Source organism: Nocardia sp. NPDC050435 (assembly GCF_040655395.1).
Lineage (GTDB): Bacteria > Actinomycetota > Actinomycetes > Mycobacteriales > Mycobacteriaceae > Nocardia.
In genome coordinates this window covers 482,459-497,225 of the sequence record NZ_JBFAJW010000004.1, presented here as the reverse complement: position 1 = coordinate 497,225, position 14,767 = coordinate 482,459, and the positions used below count along the sequence as shown (strand labels likewise).

13 protein-coding genes are annotated in these 14,767 nt (G+C 71.0%); 7 read left to right on the top strand and 6 right to left on the bottom strand.

Going from position 1 to position 14,767, the window contains the following annotated elements; all coding sequences use genetic code 11:
* The first annotated feature begins 258 nt into the window (after positions 1-258).
* Entirely contained in the window at positions 259-2,910 is a 2,652-nt protein-coding gene (gene pcrA / locus AB0I43_RS14645; protein WP_357432168.1) for a DNA helicase PcrA, read from the top strand.
* Between the two features lie 7 nt (positions 2,911-2,917).
* On the opposite strand, the gene AB0I43_RS14640 is transcribed toward pcrA, so the two are convergent.
* From AB0I43_RS14640 to AB0I43_RS14630, 3 genes are all read right to left on the bottom strand, one after another.
* Positions 2,918-4,297 carry a DUF1731 domain-containing protein gene (locus AB0I43_RS14640; protein WP_356973262.1) on the bottom strand — a complete coding sequence of 460 codons (1,380 nt, stop codon included), beginning with the start codon at positions 4,295-4,297 and terminating at the stop codon, positions 2,918-2,920.
* 78 nt (positions 4,298-4,375) lie between these two features.
* Complete coding sequence (locus AB0I43_RS14635) at positions 4,376-5,179, bottom strand: M23 family metallopeptidase (protein ID WP_356973261.1); 804 nt, start codon at positions 5,177-5,179, stop codon at positions 4,376-4,378.
* A 165-nt stretch (positions 5,180-5,344) separates the two neighbouring features.
* Positions 5,345-6,250: an alpha/beta hydrolase gene (locus tag AB0I43_RS14630; protein ID WP_356973260.1), complete on the bottom strand. Its 906-nt coding sequence runs from the start codon at positions 6,248-6,250 to the stop codon at positions 5,345-5,347.
* A 194-nt stretch (positions 6,251-6,444) separates the two neighbouring features.
* Here AB0I43_RS14630 and AB0I43_RS14625 point away from each other — a divergent pair, with 194 nt between their 5' ends.
* Entirely contained in the window at positions 6,445-6,990 is a 546-nt protein-coding gene (locus AB0I43_RS14625; RefSeq protein ID WP_356973259.1) for a dihydrofolate reductase family protein, read from the top strand.
* On the opposite strand, the gene AB0I43_RS14620 is transcribed toward AB0I43_RS14625, so the two are convergent.
* Together AB0I43_RS14620 and AB0I43_RS14615 are read right to left on the bottom strand one after the other, a co-directional pair.
* Complete coding sequence (locus AB0I43_RS14620; protein WP_357432166.1) at positions 6,987-8,609, bottom strand: acyl-CoA dehydrogenase family protein; 1,623 nt, start codon at positions 8,607-8,609, stop codon at positions 6,987-6,989. The two genes, AB0I43_RS14625 and AB0I43_RS14620, sit on opposite strands and share 4 nt — an antisense overlap.
* 11 nt (positions 8,610-8,620) lie before the next feature.
* Positions 8,621-9,217: a TetR/AcrR family transcriptional regulator gene (locus AB0I43_RS14615; RefSeq protein WP_356973257.1), complete on the bottom strand. Its 597-nt coding sequence runs from the start codon at positions 9,215-9,217 to the stop codon at positions 8,621-8,623.
* Between the two features lie 85 nt (positions 9,218-9,302).
* Between AB0I43_RS14615 and AB0I43_RS14610 the strand changes: the two genes are divergently transcribed.
* From AB0I43_RS14610 to AB0I43_RS14600, 3 genes are read left to right on the top strand one after another with little or no spacing between them, the layout of a single operon-like run.
* A complete protein-coding gene (locus tag AB0I43_RS14610; RefSeq protein ID WP_357432164.1) occupies positions 9,303-10,067 on the top strand; it encodes a crotonase/enoyl-CoA hydratase family protein in 765 nt (254 codons plus the stop codon).
* The gene (locus AB0I43_RS14605) at positions 10,067-11,434 is read left to right on the top strand and encodes a hypothetical protein (RefSeq protein ID WP_357432162.1); all 1,368 of its coding nucleotides are present in this window, start codon (positions 10,067-10,069) and stop codon (positions 11,432-11,434) included. Before AB0I43_RS14610 ends, AB0I43_RS14605 begins: the two co-directional genes overlap by 1 nt.
* Before the next feature lie 34 nt (positions 11,435-11,468).
* Positions 11,469-11,876 carry a nuclear transport factor 2 family protein gene (locus AB0I43_RS14600; RefSeq protein WP_356973254.1) on the top strand — a complete coding sequence of 136 codons (408 nt, stop codon included), beginning with the start codon at positions 11,469-11,471 and terminating at the stop codon, positions 11,874-11,876.
* 1 nt (position 11,877) lies between these two features.
* Here the strand turns inward: AB0I43_RS14600 and AB0I43_RS14595 are convergent, their stop codons facing one another.
* Positions 11,878-12,567, bottom strand: a complete 690-nt coding sequence (locus AB0I43_RS14595; RefSeq protein ID WP_357432160.1) for a pyridoxamine 5'-phosphate oxidase family protein — start codon at positions 12,565-12,567, stop codon at positions 11,878-11,880.
* A gap of 79 nt (positions 12,568-12,646) precedes the next feature.
* Between AB0I43_RS14595 and AB0I43_RS14590 the strand changes: the two genes are divergently transcribed.
* Together AB0I43_RS14590 and AB0I43_RS14585 are read left to right on the top strand one after the other, a co-directional pair.
* Complete coding sequence (locus AB0I43_RS14590) at positions 12,647-14,116, top strand: PLP-dependent aminotransferase family protein (protein ID WP_357432158.1); 1,470 nt, start codon at positions 12,647-12,649, stop codon at positions 14,114-14,116.
* Between the two features lie 402 nt (positions 14,117-14,518).
* Positions 14,519-14,764 carry a DUF2630 family protein gene (locus AB0I43_RS14585; RefSeq protein ID WP_356973249.1) on the top strand — a complete coding sequence of 82 codons (246 nt, stop codon included), beginning with the start codon at positions 14,519-14,521 and terminating at the stop codon, positions 14,762-14,764.
* Positions 14,765-14,767 lie beyond the last annotated feature (3 nt).

The window sequence follows — 14,767 nt, the reverse complement described above, 5'->3', positions numbered from 1 at the left end:
TTTCACCCGTGATAGACCTTGTGGTCTTCCATCGTCCCCCCGGATCCTGCGCTCAGCTACTCGAATCGCGTCCGGCGGCGAAACCCGGCGAGTGACCGGTTCGGCGGAGACGCGGTAGCGCAGATCATGTGGCCAGTGTGCCACGGGTCCGAAGCAATGCAAAACACTTCTATTTTGCAAATTTGCGAGTCGTGATCCGGTTCGGGAGCCGCCGGGGACTTCTTCCTTGTCGGTGCCCGCCGGTAGCGTGGATGGGCAATGGACATCACGGTGGCTCCCCAGACTCAGGCCGGTCGGAACCGGCGCTCCGACGCAACCCAGAACGCGCAGGCCGATGCCGGGCCCACCGGGTCCCAGGGCGCGCCGGGTTCGCTCGCCGCCCAGGCGCAGCGCCGCGCCGACGAGCAGGAGCAGCGCCGGATCGAGCGTGAGCAGCGCCGCACCGACGAGGCCGACCGGCTGCTGGAGGGCCTGAATCCGCAGCAGCGCGCCGCGGTGGTGCACACCGGCCGGCCGCTGCTCATCGTGGCGGGCGCCGGGTCGGGCAAGACGGCCGTGCTGACCAGGCGCATCGCCTACCTGCTCGCGGCCCGCGGCGCCACGCCCGGCCAGATCCTGGCCATCACCTTCACCAACAAGGCCGCCGCCGAGATGCGCGAGCGGGTGACGGGCCTGGTCGGCCCGCGCGCCAACAACATGTGGGTGTCGACGTTCCACTCCAGCTGTGTGCGAATTCTGCGTATGCAGGCCGCGCTGCTGCCCGGCTTGAATTCGAATTTCAGCATCTACGACGCCGACGATTCCCGGCGATTGCTCACCATGATCAGCCGCGATTTCGACATCGACGCGAAGAAATATTCCGCGCGCCTGCTCGCCACCGCGATTTCCAATCTCAAGAACGAATTGATCGATCCGGCCCAGGCCACCGCCGACGCGGAGACCGACAACAGCGGTGAGCTGCCGGGGCTGGTCGCGCGGGTCTACACCGAGTACCAGCGCCGGCTGCGCGCGGCCAACGCCCTGGATTTCGACGATCTGATCGGCGAGACGGTCGCGCTGCTGCAGAAGCACCCCCAGGTCGCCGAGTACTACCGCCGCCGGTTCCGGCACGTGCTGGTCGACGAGTACCAGGACACCAACCACGCGCAGTACGTGCTGGTGCGTGAGCTGGTCGGGCACCACCGCGCCCGGCCCGAACTCGACGACGCCGAGGCCGGCGCCGCGGCCGCCGATCCGGAGTTCGCCCCGGCCGCCGCCGCGGACGTGGTGCCGCCGAGCGAACTCTGCGTGGTCGGCGACGCGGACCAGTCCATCTACGCCTTCCGCGGCGCCACCATCCGCAATATCGAGGAGTTCGAGCGCGATTTCCCGGACGCGGAAACCATTCTGCTGGAACAGAACTACCGCTCCACCCAGCACATTCTCTCCGCCGCCAACGCGGTCATCTCGCGCAACGAGAACCGCCGCGACAAGAAGCTGTGGACCGATTCCGGCGAGGGCGATCTGATCGTCGGCTACGTCGCCGACAACGAGCACGACGAAGCCTCGTTCGTGGCGCGCGAGATCGACCGCCTGGTCGACCAGGGCGACGCGAACTACAGCGACGTGGCGGTGTTCTATCGCACCAACAACAATTCCCGGGCGCTGGAAGAGATCTTCATCCGGATGGGCCTGCCCTACAAGGTGGTCGGCGGCGTCCGGTTCTACGAGCGCAAAGAGGTCCGCGACATCGTCGCCTACCTGCGCGTGCTGGAGAACCCGGACGACGCGGTGAGCCTGCGCCGCATCCTCAACACTCCGCGCCGCGGCATCGGCGACCGCGCGGAGGCCTGCGTGGCGGTGCACGCCGAACAGCGCGACATCGGGTTCGCCGCCGCCCTGCGCGACGCCGCCGCGGGCAAGGTGGCGCTGCTGAACACCCGCGCGCAGCGCGCGATCGCCGGTTTCCTCGAACTGCTGGAGGAGATCCGCGCGGCCGGGGTGCAGCAGGACCTGGATTTCCCCGATGTCGGCAATGTGGTCGAGGCGGTGCTGGAGCGCACCGGGTACCGCGGCGAGCTGGAAGCCTCCGACGATCCGCAGGACGGCGCGCGCCTGGACAACCTGAACGAACTGGTGTCCGTCGCACGGGAGTTCAGCTCCGAGGCGCACAACAACGCGGAGGCCGCCCGGGCCGAGGGCATGCTGCCCGAGATCGGCGAGGGCGAGCCCGAGCCGGGTTCGCTCGCGGCGTTCCTGGAGCGGGTCTCGCTGGTCGCCGACACCGATCAGATCCCGGACGAGGGCACGGGCGTGGTCACCATGATGACCTTGCACACCGCCAAGGGGCTCGAATTCCCGGTGGTTTTCGTGACCGGCTGGGAGGACGGCCAGTTCCCGCACATGCGCGCCCTGGGCGATCCGGCCGAGCTCGCCGAGGAGCGCCGCCTGGCCTACGTCGGCATCACCCGGGCCCGGCAGCGCCTGTACCTGAGCCGGGCGATCATCCGCTCGGCGTGGGGTCAGCCCTCGCAGAACCCGGAATCCCGCTTCCTCGCGGAGATTCCGGGCCATCTGATGGATTGGCAGCGGCTGGAACCCGCGCCGTCGCAGCAGATGCGCGGGTTCCGCCGGCGCGGTGACGACGACGGCATGGAACGCGATTGGACCCGCGGCGACGGCTGGGGTGGTGGCCGGCCCGGCGTGCAGAGCCAGAGTCACGGCCCGCGCCGCCCGGCTCCCGGCGGCGCGGCGCCGCGCGGCAAGAACCTCAATCTCGGGGTGGGCGATCGGGTTACGCACGACAAGTACGGTCTCGGTCGCGTGGTGTCCGCCGACGGCGCGGGGCCGCTGGCCACCGTGCTGATCGATTTCGGCGAGGCGGGCAAGGTGCGGCTCATCCCGCAGCACAGTCCGATCGAGAAGCTCTGAGGCCGGTTCAGCGCGGCAACAGGTCGTCGAGCGCTTCGTCCAGCGTCGGGTAGCGGAAGCTGAAGCCCAGCTCACGCAGGACCGCCGAGGTGGCGTGCCGTCCGGTGAGCCCGAGCGCGGCGTCCGAGCGCAGCACGATCGCGCCGAGGGCGAGGACGGCGGCGGGCGTCGGCGGGGCTGGTGGGCGATGCAGCTTCCGGCGCAGGGTGGCCATCAGGTCGCGGTTGCGGACCGGAAAATCGCTGGCGGCGACCAGGATTCCGTTGGGCAGCGTGAGCTCCGGGTCGAGACCGATGGCGGCCCGGACGAGGGTGAGCCAATCCTCGACATGGATCCAGCTGAACCACTGTGCGCCGCTGCCGACTCGGCCGCCCAGCCCGGCCCTGGTGAGCTGGGCCAGGCGTTTCAGGGCGGGGGCCTGCGGGTCGAGCACGATCGAGGTGCGCAGCACGGTCCAGTGCTCGGCGTTCGCGCCCGCGAACGCCCGCTCCCACGGTTCGGCTACGCCGGTCATCTGCGGTAGGCCGGCGGGCAGCGGAGTCGTTTCCGTGCAGCGGGTTTCGCCCGCGTCCGACCAGATCGCGGTGGTGCTGGCCTGCACCCAGTAGTCGATCGGGGTGGCGAGCGTGGCGGCGGCCGCGACCAGGGCCGCGGTCGAATCGACTCGGCTGCTGCGCAATTGGGCGATATTGCGTTCGGTGGGGCGGCAGTCGACGAGCTTGCCCGCCAGGTTGATCAGGGCGGTGGGTCCCGGGTTGCGCAGTGCGGCAACCCATTCACCGACCGAGCGGCCGTCCCATGCGACCTGTTCGAAGGGCAGGCCCGGGTCGGGCCGCCTGGTCAGGATGACCGCGCGGTAGCCACGACAGGTGAGGTCCGCGGCGATCTGCTTGCCCAAAGCTCCGGTACCGCCCGCGATTACGGTGGTCAGCGCGCCTTCGGCCGCGGTGATTCCCGCCAACCGCGCCAGGCGCGCGAAGCACACTCGCGCATCGTGTTCGAGCAGGGTGCCGACCACCGCGCGAGTGATCGCGGCCGACGGCCCGGCGAAGGTCAGTTCCTGGCTGACGCGCGTGCCGCCGTCGACGGACGTCAGGATCCAGCGGATCCGCATGGTGCCCAGGGGTTCCGGTTGTTCCAGCGTCACCGACGCACCCGCGACGACGTCGATCAGGGTGAAGGGCTTCGCGAACCGCCCGTGCACGGCCTCGTTGGCCCGCCCGCGCGGCAGGTAGGCGCCCGTGGTTCCGGCCGCGACCGGCCCGTCCAAGCGTACCGACACGACACCCGGATTCCACTCCGGCCACCGATGCGGGTCCCCCACCACAGCCCAGACGGCCGCGACCGGCCGGGCGATGAACTGCGTGTACGTCGTTGTACTGGCCATGGATCCGACGGTAGACCGCCCCCGCGCCGCGGACGGTGAAACCGTGCGCCGGATCACGAGTGCGCTCGGTCACCGCGGCTAGTCGCGCTCCGGGCCGAGTCCGATGCCGCGGGTGGCCAGCCACGGGATCGGGTCGATGCGGTCGGTGCCGTGCAGCCAGACCTCGAAATGGCAGTGCGGGCCCGTGGATTCGCCGCGGTTGCCGACGGTGGCGATCTCGTCGCCGGCCAGGACGTGCTGACCGATCTCGACCAGGGCGGTGTTGATGTGCCCGTAGACGGTGACCGTGCCGTCGTCGCCGAGGACTCGCACCCACATCCCGAAGCCTTCGGCGGGCCCGGCGCTGATCACGGTGCCGTCCTCCACCGCGTAGATCGGCGTGCCGATCGGGGCCGCGACGTCGACACCGGGGTGCAGGGTGCCCCAGCGGGCGCCGTAGCCGGAGGTGAAGACGCCGGTCGCGAACTTGGTGAACAGCGGCCGCAGCGCCGAATCGTGCTGCGCCTGCAGGTCTTCGGCGAACTTCTCGCCGCTGTGCAGGACGTCGGCGAAGGCGCCGAGGTCCGGCGGGGCGGTTTCGTCGAGAAGTTCGGGCTCGACCGTGGGCGCAAGGACCCGGGCCTGGCCCACGGCCTGGTACTGCGCTTGGTCGGCGGGCTTGCCGGTCTCGCGGGCGAACAGGTGCCCGGCGGAGACGACCGCGCCCGCGGCCATCGCGAGGGCGACGGCCCGGCCGCGCAGCGCGTGCGGTGGTGGCGGCATGCGGTGTGCGCCCCGGTGGCGCGACTCCGGCTGATAGCTGAAAGATCGCTCCCACTGCTCGCCGGGAGCCGAGTCGGTGCCGGGGAACGAGGACCGGCGGCGTTTCCCGTGGCGGCTCACCGCGGCGCGCCCGGACGGTCGACAACCTGTCCGAAATGCGAAGAATCTCTGGCTATCTCATGGATGTTCGCACTCATCGAGCTCTGTCGTCCTCCGGTCGCCCTGCCTGCCACGTCTTCGGCCCACCGAAGGTAACGAACCAGTAGCTGCCCCCGCAACTCCGGTTCAGGCGTTCGGTTTCGGCGCGCGCGCCAGGAACGCCGTGACCATCGGGGCGAGCAGTTCGGGCCGATGCATCACCGAGACGTGCGAGGCGCCCGGGATGATCGCCAGTTCCGAATTCGGCAGGCCGGCCGGGGTGTCGCCCATGATCCCGCCGCCGAACAGCCGGAAGACCTGCACCGCGTGCTCGGGCGTCACGATGTCGGAGTCGCCGATGACGGTGAGGGCCGGAATGGTCATGGCCGCGACCGACGCGTCCGGCACCGTCGGGATATTGCTGTCCATGTCCACGATCTTGGCGACCAGCGCCGGGAAGTCCTCGGGCCGCGGCGCGTTCTCCAGGTAGTAAGAGTGGAAGGCACTGCCGTGCAACATCTCCGGCTGCAACTGGGTGATGCCGTCCAGGGTGCCCGGATGCATGGCGTGCGGGCCGAGACCACCGGAGAGCAGGACCAGCTTGCGCACCAGGCCCGGATGCCGCAGGCCGATGTCCAGGGCCACACCCGCGCCCATGCTGTAGCCGAACACGTCGGCCTGGCGCACGCCGAGCCGGTCGAGCAGGGCGACGGTGTCGGCGGTCATGGTCTCGGTGCGCAGCGCGCGGCCCGGCACGTCCGGCGAGTGGCCGTGCGCCTGCTGTTCCACCGCGATCACCTGCCGATCCTTCGACAGCTGCGGAATGAGGGCGCCGAAATCGGTGCCGATGCCCGACAGCGCGCCGTGCAGCAGCACCAGCGGCGGCTGCTCGGTGGCCGCACCGTGCACCTCGTAGTAGATCCGGGCGCCGTTCACCTCGGCGTACCGGCCGATTTCGGCGGCGGGAGCGGGCGATTGCGCATCGGGCTGCGCGCAGGCCACCAGCGCGGCGGCGGCGAGGGCGGCGAACAGGGTACGGACGGCGTTCTTCATGGCGGTCTCTTCTCGGTTCCACAGGAGGCGAGGCCGCGGTTCCTCGCTGGTACGCCGGTAGAGACGGGCCGGGCCCGCGAAATTCGTCGGCGTTGAGCCCCGCTAACCGCTGCATAGCCGAAATACCGCTTGTACCAGTGATTTCAGGCGGAGATGCTGATTTCCGCCCGCACTACCGACTCGAAAGGCACCTCATGCGCAAGCTCGTCGAATCCACTTTCGTCACCACCGACGGCGTCGTCGGCGACCCGCACGAATGGGGCGGCCCGTACTGGGACAGCGAACACAGCGACTACGCCGCGACACTGCTCTTCGCCGCCGACGCGCTCCTGCTCGGCCGCGAGACCTACGCCTCGTTCGCCGAGGTGTGGCCCACCCGGCCCGCGACGGACCCCTACGCCGCGCGGATCAACTCCATGCCCAAGTACGTCGCCTCCCGCACACTCGCACCCGCCGCCACCACCTGGAACGCGACGGTCCTGGAGGGAGATCTGGTCGAGGCGGTGCGCGCGGTGAAGGCCGGCGACGGCGGCGACATCCTCAAGTTCGGCACCGGGGCACTGTCCAGTGCGCTGCTCGACGCGAAACTCGTGGACGAGTACCACTTCTGGATCTTCCCGACCGTCGCGGGCGCCGGTACGCGCCTCTTCGAGGGACATGCTTCGGTCGCGCATCTCGAACTGCTGGCGACGACCACCTTCAAGTCCGGCATCGTCGTGCACCGGCTGGCACCGCGCTAGGCGACGTACGCCCGTTCGAGGATGGCGGCGGTGTCGACGCCGGGTGGCAGGGTGCCGAAGGCGATGCCCCAGTCGCCGCCCAGGCGGGAGGCGCAGAAGGCGTCGGCGACCGCGGCGTGGCCGTGCCGGACGAGCTGGGCGCCCTGCAGGACGAGTGCCATCAGTTCGACCACGCGGCGGGCCCGGAACTCGATGTCGGACAGGTCGGCCAGTTCCTTGCCGAGCAGGCCGATCGCGTCGTCCAGGTGCGGGTTGCCGCCCTTGGCCAGGCCGACCTCGGCGAAGTACGCCTCGACCGATTCCGGTTGCCGGCCCATGGCGCGCAGGGCGTCCAGCGCGGCGACATTGCCGGAGCCCTCCCAAATGGACATGAGCGGGGCTTCGCGGTACAGCCGGGGCATTCCGGATTCCTCGGCGTAACCGTTGCCGCCGAAGCATTCCAGCGCTTCGGCGGCGTGTGCCGGCGCGCGCTTGCACACCCAGTATTTGGTGACCGCCAGCGCGATCCGGCGCAGCGCCGCCTCGGCCGGGTCGGCGCCGGCCCGGTCGGTGGCCCCGGCCAGGCGCATCATCACCGTGGTCGCGGCGTCGGATTCGATCACCAGATCGGCCAGCACATTGCGCATGGCCGGCTGGTCGATCAGCTTGGCGCCGAAGACTTCTCGATGCCGGGCGTGGTGCACCGCCTGCACCGCGCCGGTGCGCATGCCGGTGGCCGAACCGATCACACAGTCCAGGCGGGTCATGTTCACCATCTCGATGATGGTCTTCACGCCCGCGCCCTCCGCACCGACCAGCCAGCCGGTGGCGTTCTCGTACTCGATCTCCGAGGACGCGTTGGACTTGTTGCCCAGCTTGTCCTTCAGGCGCTGGATACGAATGGGATTGCGGCTGCCGTCGGGCAGTACGCGCGGCAGCAGGAAGCAGGACAGCCCACCCGGAGCCTGTGCGAGCGTGAGGAACATGTCCGACATCGGGGCCGAGGTGAACCACTTGTGACCGACGATCCGGTAGCTGCCGTCGGGCTGCGGCGTCGCGGCGGTGGTGTTGGCGCGCACGTCGGAGCCGCCCTGCTTCTCCGTCATGGACATGCCCGCGATCAGACCGGTCTTGGTCGAGGGCTCGCGCAGGCCGAAATCGTAGCTGCGCGAGGCGAGTAGCGGCTCGTACCGGGCGGCGAGCTCCGGATTGTGGCGCAGCGCCGGAACAATGGCGTAGGTCATGGAGATCGGGCACATGTGCCCGGCCTCCGCCGCGCCCCAGGTGTAGAACTTGGCCGCCCGCGCGACGTGCGCGCCGGACCGGTCGTCGGTCCACGGGGAACCGTGCAGGCCGTGCGCGACGGCGACGGTCATCAGGTCGTGCCAGTGCGGATGGAATTCGACCTCGTCGACGCGATGCCCGTAGCGGTCGTGGGTGCGCAGCACCGGCGGGTACTCGTTGGCCAGGCGGCCCCACTCCCGCACCTCGAACGATCCGGCGCGCACGCCGAGTTCGCGGACCTCCGGCTCGGCCCAGCCCGCGCCCTCGCGGTGCAGGCCCTCCAGCAGCGCCGGGTTGCGCGCGACATCGAACGGGGTGATGTCGGGAACCTGGTTGAAGACTTCGTGTGTCGGCATCTGGCTGACTCCTACCGGGTGGCGCCGAGGGCGCGCATGGCGAACGAGACGAGTTCGGGGACAACGGATTCGCTGTGCGGCGCGTCGGCCAGCGGGCCGACCAGCACCTCACCGATGGCGCCGACCAGGGCGGCGGCGCTGGTGCGGGCTTCCTGCGGCGGCAGCTCGCCGCGCGAGACGCCTTCGGCCACAGCGGATTCGAAGGCATCGGCGAAGGCACGGCGGAAACGCAGGCGCTCGATGTCGACCACGGCGTCGACCGGTTCGACCAGCAGCACATAGGCGAGCTTCGGGTTCTTCAGAGCGCGACCGGCGAAGGTCTCCACGGCGGCGGCCACGCGTTCGGTCGCGGTGCCGCCGTGGGCCACCGCGCGCACCGCCTCGACCTCGCGGGCGACCACCCGGCGGAACACCGCGGTCACCAGATCGGTCTTGCCCTCGTAGTGCTTGTAGACGGTGCCCGTCGCCACCCCGGCCTCGTTCGCGACCGCCGCCATGGACAGCCCCGCGAACCCGTCGCGGGACAGCACCCGGGTCGCGGCCTGCACGATGAGTGCGGCCTGCGCGTCGAGTCTGGCCTGCGTGGCCGGGGTTCTTCGGTACACCACGCAAGAAGTGAAACACGGATTCACTTCTTCACACAAGGCCGCCGGAGTCGTAGGGTCGAGGGGCAACGGAGCGAAAGGTGCAGCAATGAGTGTGCGAGTCGAAAAGGCCGGGCCGGTCACCACGGTGATCCTCAGCCGCCCTGCGGCCCGGAACGCGGTCGACGGGCCGACCGCCGCGGCGCTGGCCGAGGCGTTTCGCGCCTTCGACGCCGATCCGGAGGCCGCGGTCGCGGTGCTGTGGGGCGAGGGCGGCACCTTCTGCGCGGGCGCCGACCTCAAGGCCCTGGGCACCGAGAACTCCAACCGCGCCGCCGAGGACGGCGACGGCCCGATGGGGCCGACCCGGATGCAGCTGTCCAAGCCGGTGATCGCCGCCGTCTCCGGGTACGCGGTCGCGGGCGGCTTGGAGCTCGCGCTGTGGTGCGATCTGCGAGTCGCCGAGCAGGACAGCACTTTTGGCGTGTTCTGCCGCCGCTGGGGTGTGCCGCTGATCGACGGCGGCACCGTGCGCCTGCCCCGGATCATCGGCCACGGTCGCGCCATGGACCTGGTGCTCACCGGTCGCGCCGTGAGCGCGCCGGAGGCGCTGGAGATGGGTTTGGTGAGCCGGGTGGTGCCCGCGGGCGAGGCCCGGCGGGCGGCCGAGCAGCTCGCCGCCGAACTCGCCCTGCTCCCCCAGACCTGCCTGCGCTCGGACCGCATGTCGATGCTCGAACAGGACGGTCTCGACGAGCCGGCCGCGTTGCGCAACGAATTCCAGCACGGACTGAAGGCGCTCATGGACGGGGCGCTGGACGGCGCCGCGCGCTTCGCGGCGGGCGCCGGACGGGGCGGAGCCTCCGCCACCTGATGGAGCGCCTCAGCGTCGTCGACGAGATCTTCCTCCGCACCCACCGCGGACTCGGGACTCCCATTGCGCTGCAAGGGGTGTGGCGGACGGCCGACCGGGTGGACCCGGTGCTGCTGGACCAGTTGCACGCGGCGCTGCGGACCGGGCGGCTCGGGCGCAGGGTGCTCCGAGCCCGGGTCCCGGGCGCTCGGCGGGCCTGGCGGCCCACGGTCCGCGCCTACCCGGTGGACTACCCCGCCACGCCGATTCCGGGTGCGGCGCTGCTCGATTGGGCCGACGCGCAGGGCGCGGGCCTGGATCCCGAGTTCGGGCCCGGCTGGCGATTGGCCGCGGTGCCGGTGGTAGACGGCGGCACGCTGGTGTCGCTGACGTGTTCACATGCCTTGGCCGACGGACGCGGCCTGGTGCACGCGGTCGACGCCGCCCTCGCACGGGTGGCGGCCGCTCGCGAAGATCCCACCGCCGCCGGTATGCGCAGCGGGGCCGACGGTACGGACGCGGTCGAAAATATCTCCGCCGCAGAGCTTTCCGGTTCGATGGACCACCTATCCGGCGCTGCGGATGGTCCGTCGATACCCGCGACATTCGGCGGCGACTCGGATTGGATCGATGCGCGCCGCCAGTGGTGGACAGTGCTGCGCGGCACAGCCCGCGCTCTGCGTCGTGGCATTCCGCGCCGGGCCGTCACCACCGAGACCGAGGGCAGGGAGCTGTCCGACCGTCCGCCGCGCACCGCGATCCTGCAATTTCCGGCCGAGGACTGGGATCGTCTCGCCGCCGAGCAGGGCGGCACTGCGAACAGCCTGTTCGTCTGGCTGATCGCGAATCTGCTGTGGGACAGCGGCTTTCCACGCGAGCGGATCGAGGCGAGCCTGCCCGTGGACACCCGGTCCGAGCCGCGCACCGACAACGATCTCGCGGTGACCTCGATCGGCGTCACCCGGGCCGACGATCCCGCGACCATTCGCGAGAAGGCCCGCGTGGCTTACGAATACCGGATGACCAGCCCCGGCGGGATGCCGGAGGAGATCTTGCAGGTGATTCCCGATCGCTGGGCGCATGCTTTGGCCCGGGGCGCCGGCGAGCGAGACATCCTGTGCTCCAATATCGGATCGCTCCCGGACACGCTGCTGACGCTCGGCTCGCACCGGTGCACCGGTGTCGCGGCCCGGGCGATCCACCCCGGTTTGCGGGAGCTGCCGCGCACCAGGCTGTCGGGATATCTGTGCCGGATCGGCGCGAATTACACCCTCGCCCTGGTGGGCTTGGATCCCGTCTTCGAATCGTCAACCGCCCTGGTCGAACTCGTCGGCCGCCGGGCGGGCAAGCTGCCCATCCCGATCGAATCCTGGCAACCTGGAGCTTGACCTAAACAATAGTTCAGCTTCTACCGTGGGCGGCATGACCACTCGACCCACACTGCACGACCCGGCGCGTCGCTCCCGCGCCGACCTCGAGGCGACGGCGCTGGCCGGGCAACTCCAGCGGGGCGTCGTCGCGGGCGACGCCGACGCCTACGACAGCTGGTTCGCCGACGACATCCTGTGGGGCAGCCCCAAGGGCGCCACCGTCACCGGCTTCACCGAACTGAACGCCATCCACCACCGGCTGATGGCGGCCGGTGTCGCCCCGCCGTCCCGGTTCGAGGTGGTCGCGGCACGCTCACCCGCGCCCAATGTCGTCATCGCTCAAATCCGCAGGCAGGCACTGGAGCCCGGCGGCTTCTCCGAGATGGCGATGTACGTCCTGATCGAGCGGGACGGCGAGTGGTGGCTGGCGGCCGCACAGAACACGCCGATCACCACCTGACTCACTCCCGGACGGCGGAATCGGGCACGCGATCCAGCACGTCCGCCGGGACGGCGACGCCCGGCTCCAGGTCCGGCGAGGAGATCGGCGTGCCCCAGACCTGTTGCAGCGGCAGCACTCCCGCCCAGACGCCGCCGTTCTCGATGTCGGCGGCGTCGTCACCGGGGCCGCCGGCGCGCACCTTCACCGAGGCCTCGGTGAGATCGAGCGCCAGCACCATGGTGGCGGCCATCTCTTTCTTCGTGGGCGGGCGAACGCGGTCCCAGGCGCCGGGGGCGGCGTGTTCGACGACGACCCGCAGGGCCCGCAGCCGTTCCCCGGGATCGGTGACCTCGACCGCCCGGCCGCGCACCACGGCCGAGCGGTAGTTCATCGAGAAGTGCATGGCCGAGCGCGCGTAGACGAGGCCGTCGACGTGCGTGACGGCCAGCGAGATTTCGCCCAGCAGCGCGGCGCGCATATTGCCCGCGCCGGTCGAGCCGTGCAGATAGACGGTGTCGCCGTCGCGGCCGTAGACGGTGGGCAGCACGACCGGGGTGCCGCCGAGTACCACTCCGACGTGGCAGACCAGGCCCGCGTCCAGGACCGCGTCGAGCTCGGCCCGATCGGCGCGGCCACGCTCCTTCATGCGGGTCAGGGCGGTGCGCGGGGTCGGCGAGAGCGGTGTCCGGGTGTCGGCTGTCGTGGTCATGTGGCAAGCTTGCCTGGAAAATTGGCATTGTTGAATAGCCAATTCGAGGCGTTTTCGGCAGTCCAATTAGGAGGTGCGGGTGCTGGACGAGTTCCCGGTGGCGCTCGACCGGACGGCGGCGGATCCGCTATCGGTCCAGGTCGCCGACGCGTTGCGAGCGGCGGCGACCAGCGGCGTGCTGCGCGCCGCGGACCGGCTGCCCTCCTCGCGGGCGCTGGCCCGGCAGCTGGGCGTGAGCCGCACCGTGATCGCCGCCGCCTACGACCAGTTGCACGCCGAGGGCTGGCTGACCGGGAAGACCGGGTCCGGCACGTACCTGACCACCGCGCCCGCGGCAACGCCCGTCCGGCCGACGGCCGCTTCCCGAGCGCCCGAGGGCGGCGACCTGCTGGACCTGTTCCCCGGCGCGCCGTGCGTCGAAGCCCTCGACCCGGCGGCGTGGCGGCGCGCCTGGCGGGCGGCCGCGGACGACTCGGCGGTGGCCCGCAAGGACCGCGCGGGCGAACCCGGATTCCGCGCCGCCGTCGCCGAACACCTGCTCCGGCAACGCGGCCTGCATCCCGCCACCACGGCGGCCGTGCTCGCCACCGCCGGAACCAGCTCGGCCGTCGGCGAATTCGCCAACGCGGTGCTGCGCCCCGGTGACACCGTCGCGATGGAGGACCCCGGATATCAGCGGGCGATGGGCGCCTTTCTCGCGGCGGGGGTCCGGGTGCACCCGGTGCCCTGCGACGCCGACGGACTGCGCGTGGATCTGATCCCGGATCATGTGCGCGCGGTGTACTGCACTCCGGCGCACCAGTTTCCGCTCGGGGCGCGGATGCCCGCCGGTCGCCGCGTCGAGCTGGTCGAATTCGCGCGCCGCACCGGCATTTCCATTCTCGAAGACGACTACGACGGCGAATTGCGCTACGACACCGCGCCTTTGCCGCTGCTGGCCGCGATGGCGCCGGACGTGGTCATCCATCTGGGCACCACCAGCAAGATCCTGTCCCCTTCGCTCGGCGTCGGCTGGCTCGTCGCCGACCCCGGCGTCACCGCCGCCGTTCTCGCCTACCGGGAACGCACCGGCTCGGGCCCGAGCCCCGCCGGGCAGCACGTCTTCACCGCCCTGGCCCGGCACGGCGACCTCGCCCGGCATCTGCGCCGCCTGCGCCGCACCCTCCCGCCGCGGCGGGAACTCCTGGTCGGCGCGCTGCGCGACCGGGGTCTGGAAATCCTCGGCGACGACGCCGGCTCCCACGTCGTGGTCCCCCTCCCCTCGGCCGCCACCGAAGACGCGGCCGTCGCCGCGGGCCGCGCCCACGGCGTCGCCCTCGACGGCTTGTCCCGCTACCACCTCGCCGCCCAGCCCGACCCGCACCCCCGAATACCCCACTCCCCCAACCCGACTCCCCTCCCCCCACCCCTGGGCCGCCACACCTACGGCATCGCCCTCGGCTACGCCGCCCTCCCCCACGCCGCCCTCCGCACCGCCGCCCCGATCGCCGCCGATTGCCTCGCCGGAGTCCTCGCCCCGACACCACACTCCTCGCCACCGCCCGCGTGAAATCGCCACCCACCCTCGTGACATCGCCACCGAGCGCGTGACCCGCCCCCTCGGGCATCACCACACCCGCGCGGCAACACCTCCACTCGCGCGACATCACCATCGAGCACGTGGCATCACCACCCGACCTCACGGGCCGCTGCACCACCCCACACGAGCGAACGCGGACCGGTTTGCCGACACTCGAACCGACTGTCGCAGCACCACCACTGCGGATCAGTCGGCCGACCCTCGTGCGCGTGGCGACCCGCCCGGCGTCAGGCGCGACAGCACCGGCTTCATCAGCCGAGCGGCAGCACCGGCGGGGCGCATCGACTGCTGCCGTGATCCTGGCCAGGGCGACAGACCGGGTCGGCGGGCGATCCAAGGCCCACGGGTGGCGGCAGGCATAGCATGGTCGGCATGACCGAACAGGACATCCTGGCTCGCATCAAGCAACTGGTGGACGCGGAGCACGAGCTGCGCGCGAAGGCGGAGGCGCACGAGGTCGACCCGGTCGCCGAGCGCAAGCAGCTGGGCGAGCTCGAGGTGCTGCTCGACCAGTGCTGGGACCTGCTGCGCCAGCGCCGCGCGCGCATCGACGCCGGCGGTTCCCCGGACGACGCGCAGGTCAACCCGGCCGGGCAGGTCGAGGGCTACCTCCAGTAGCGG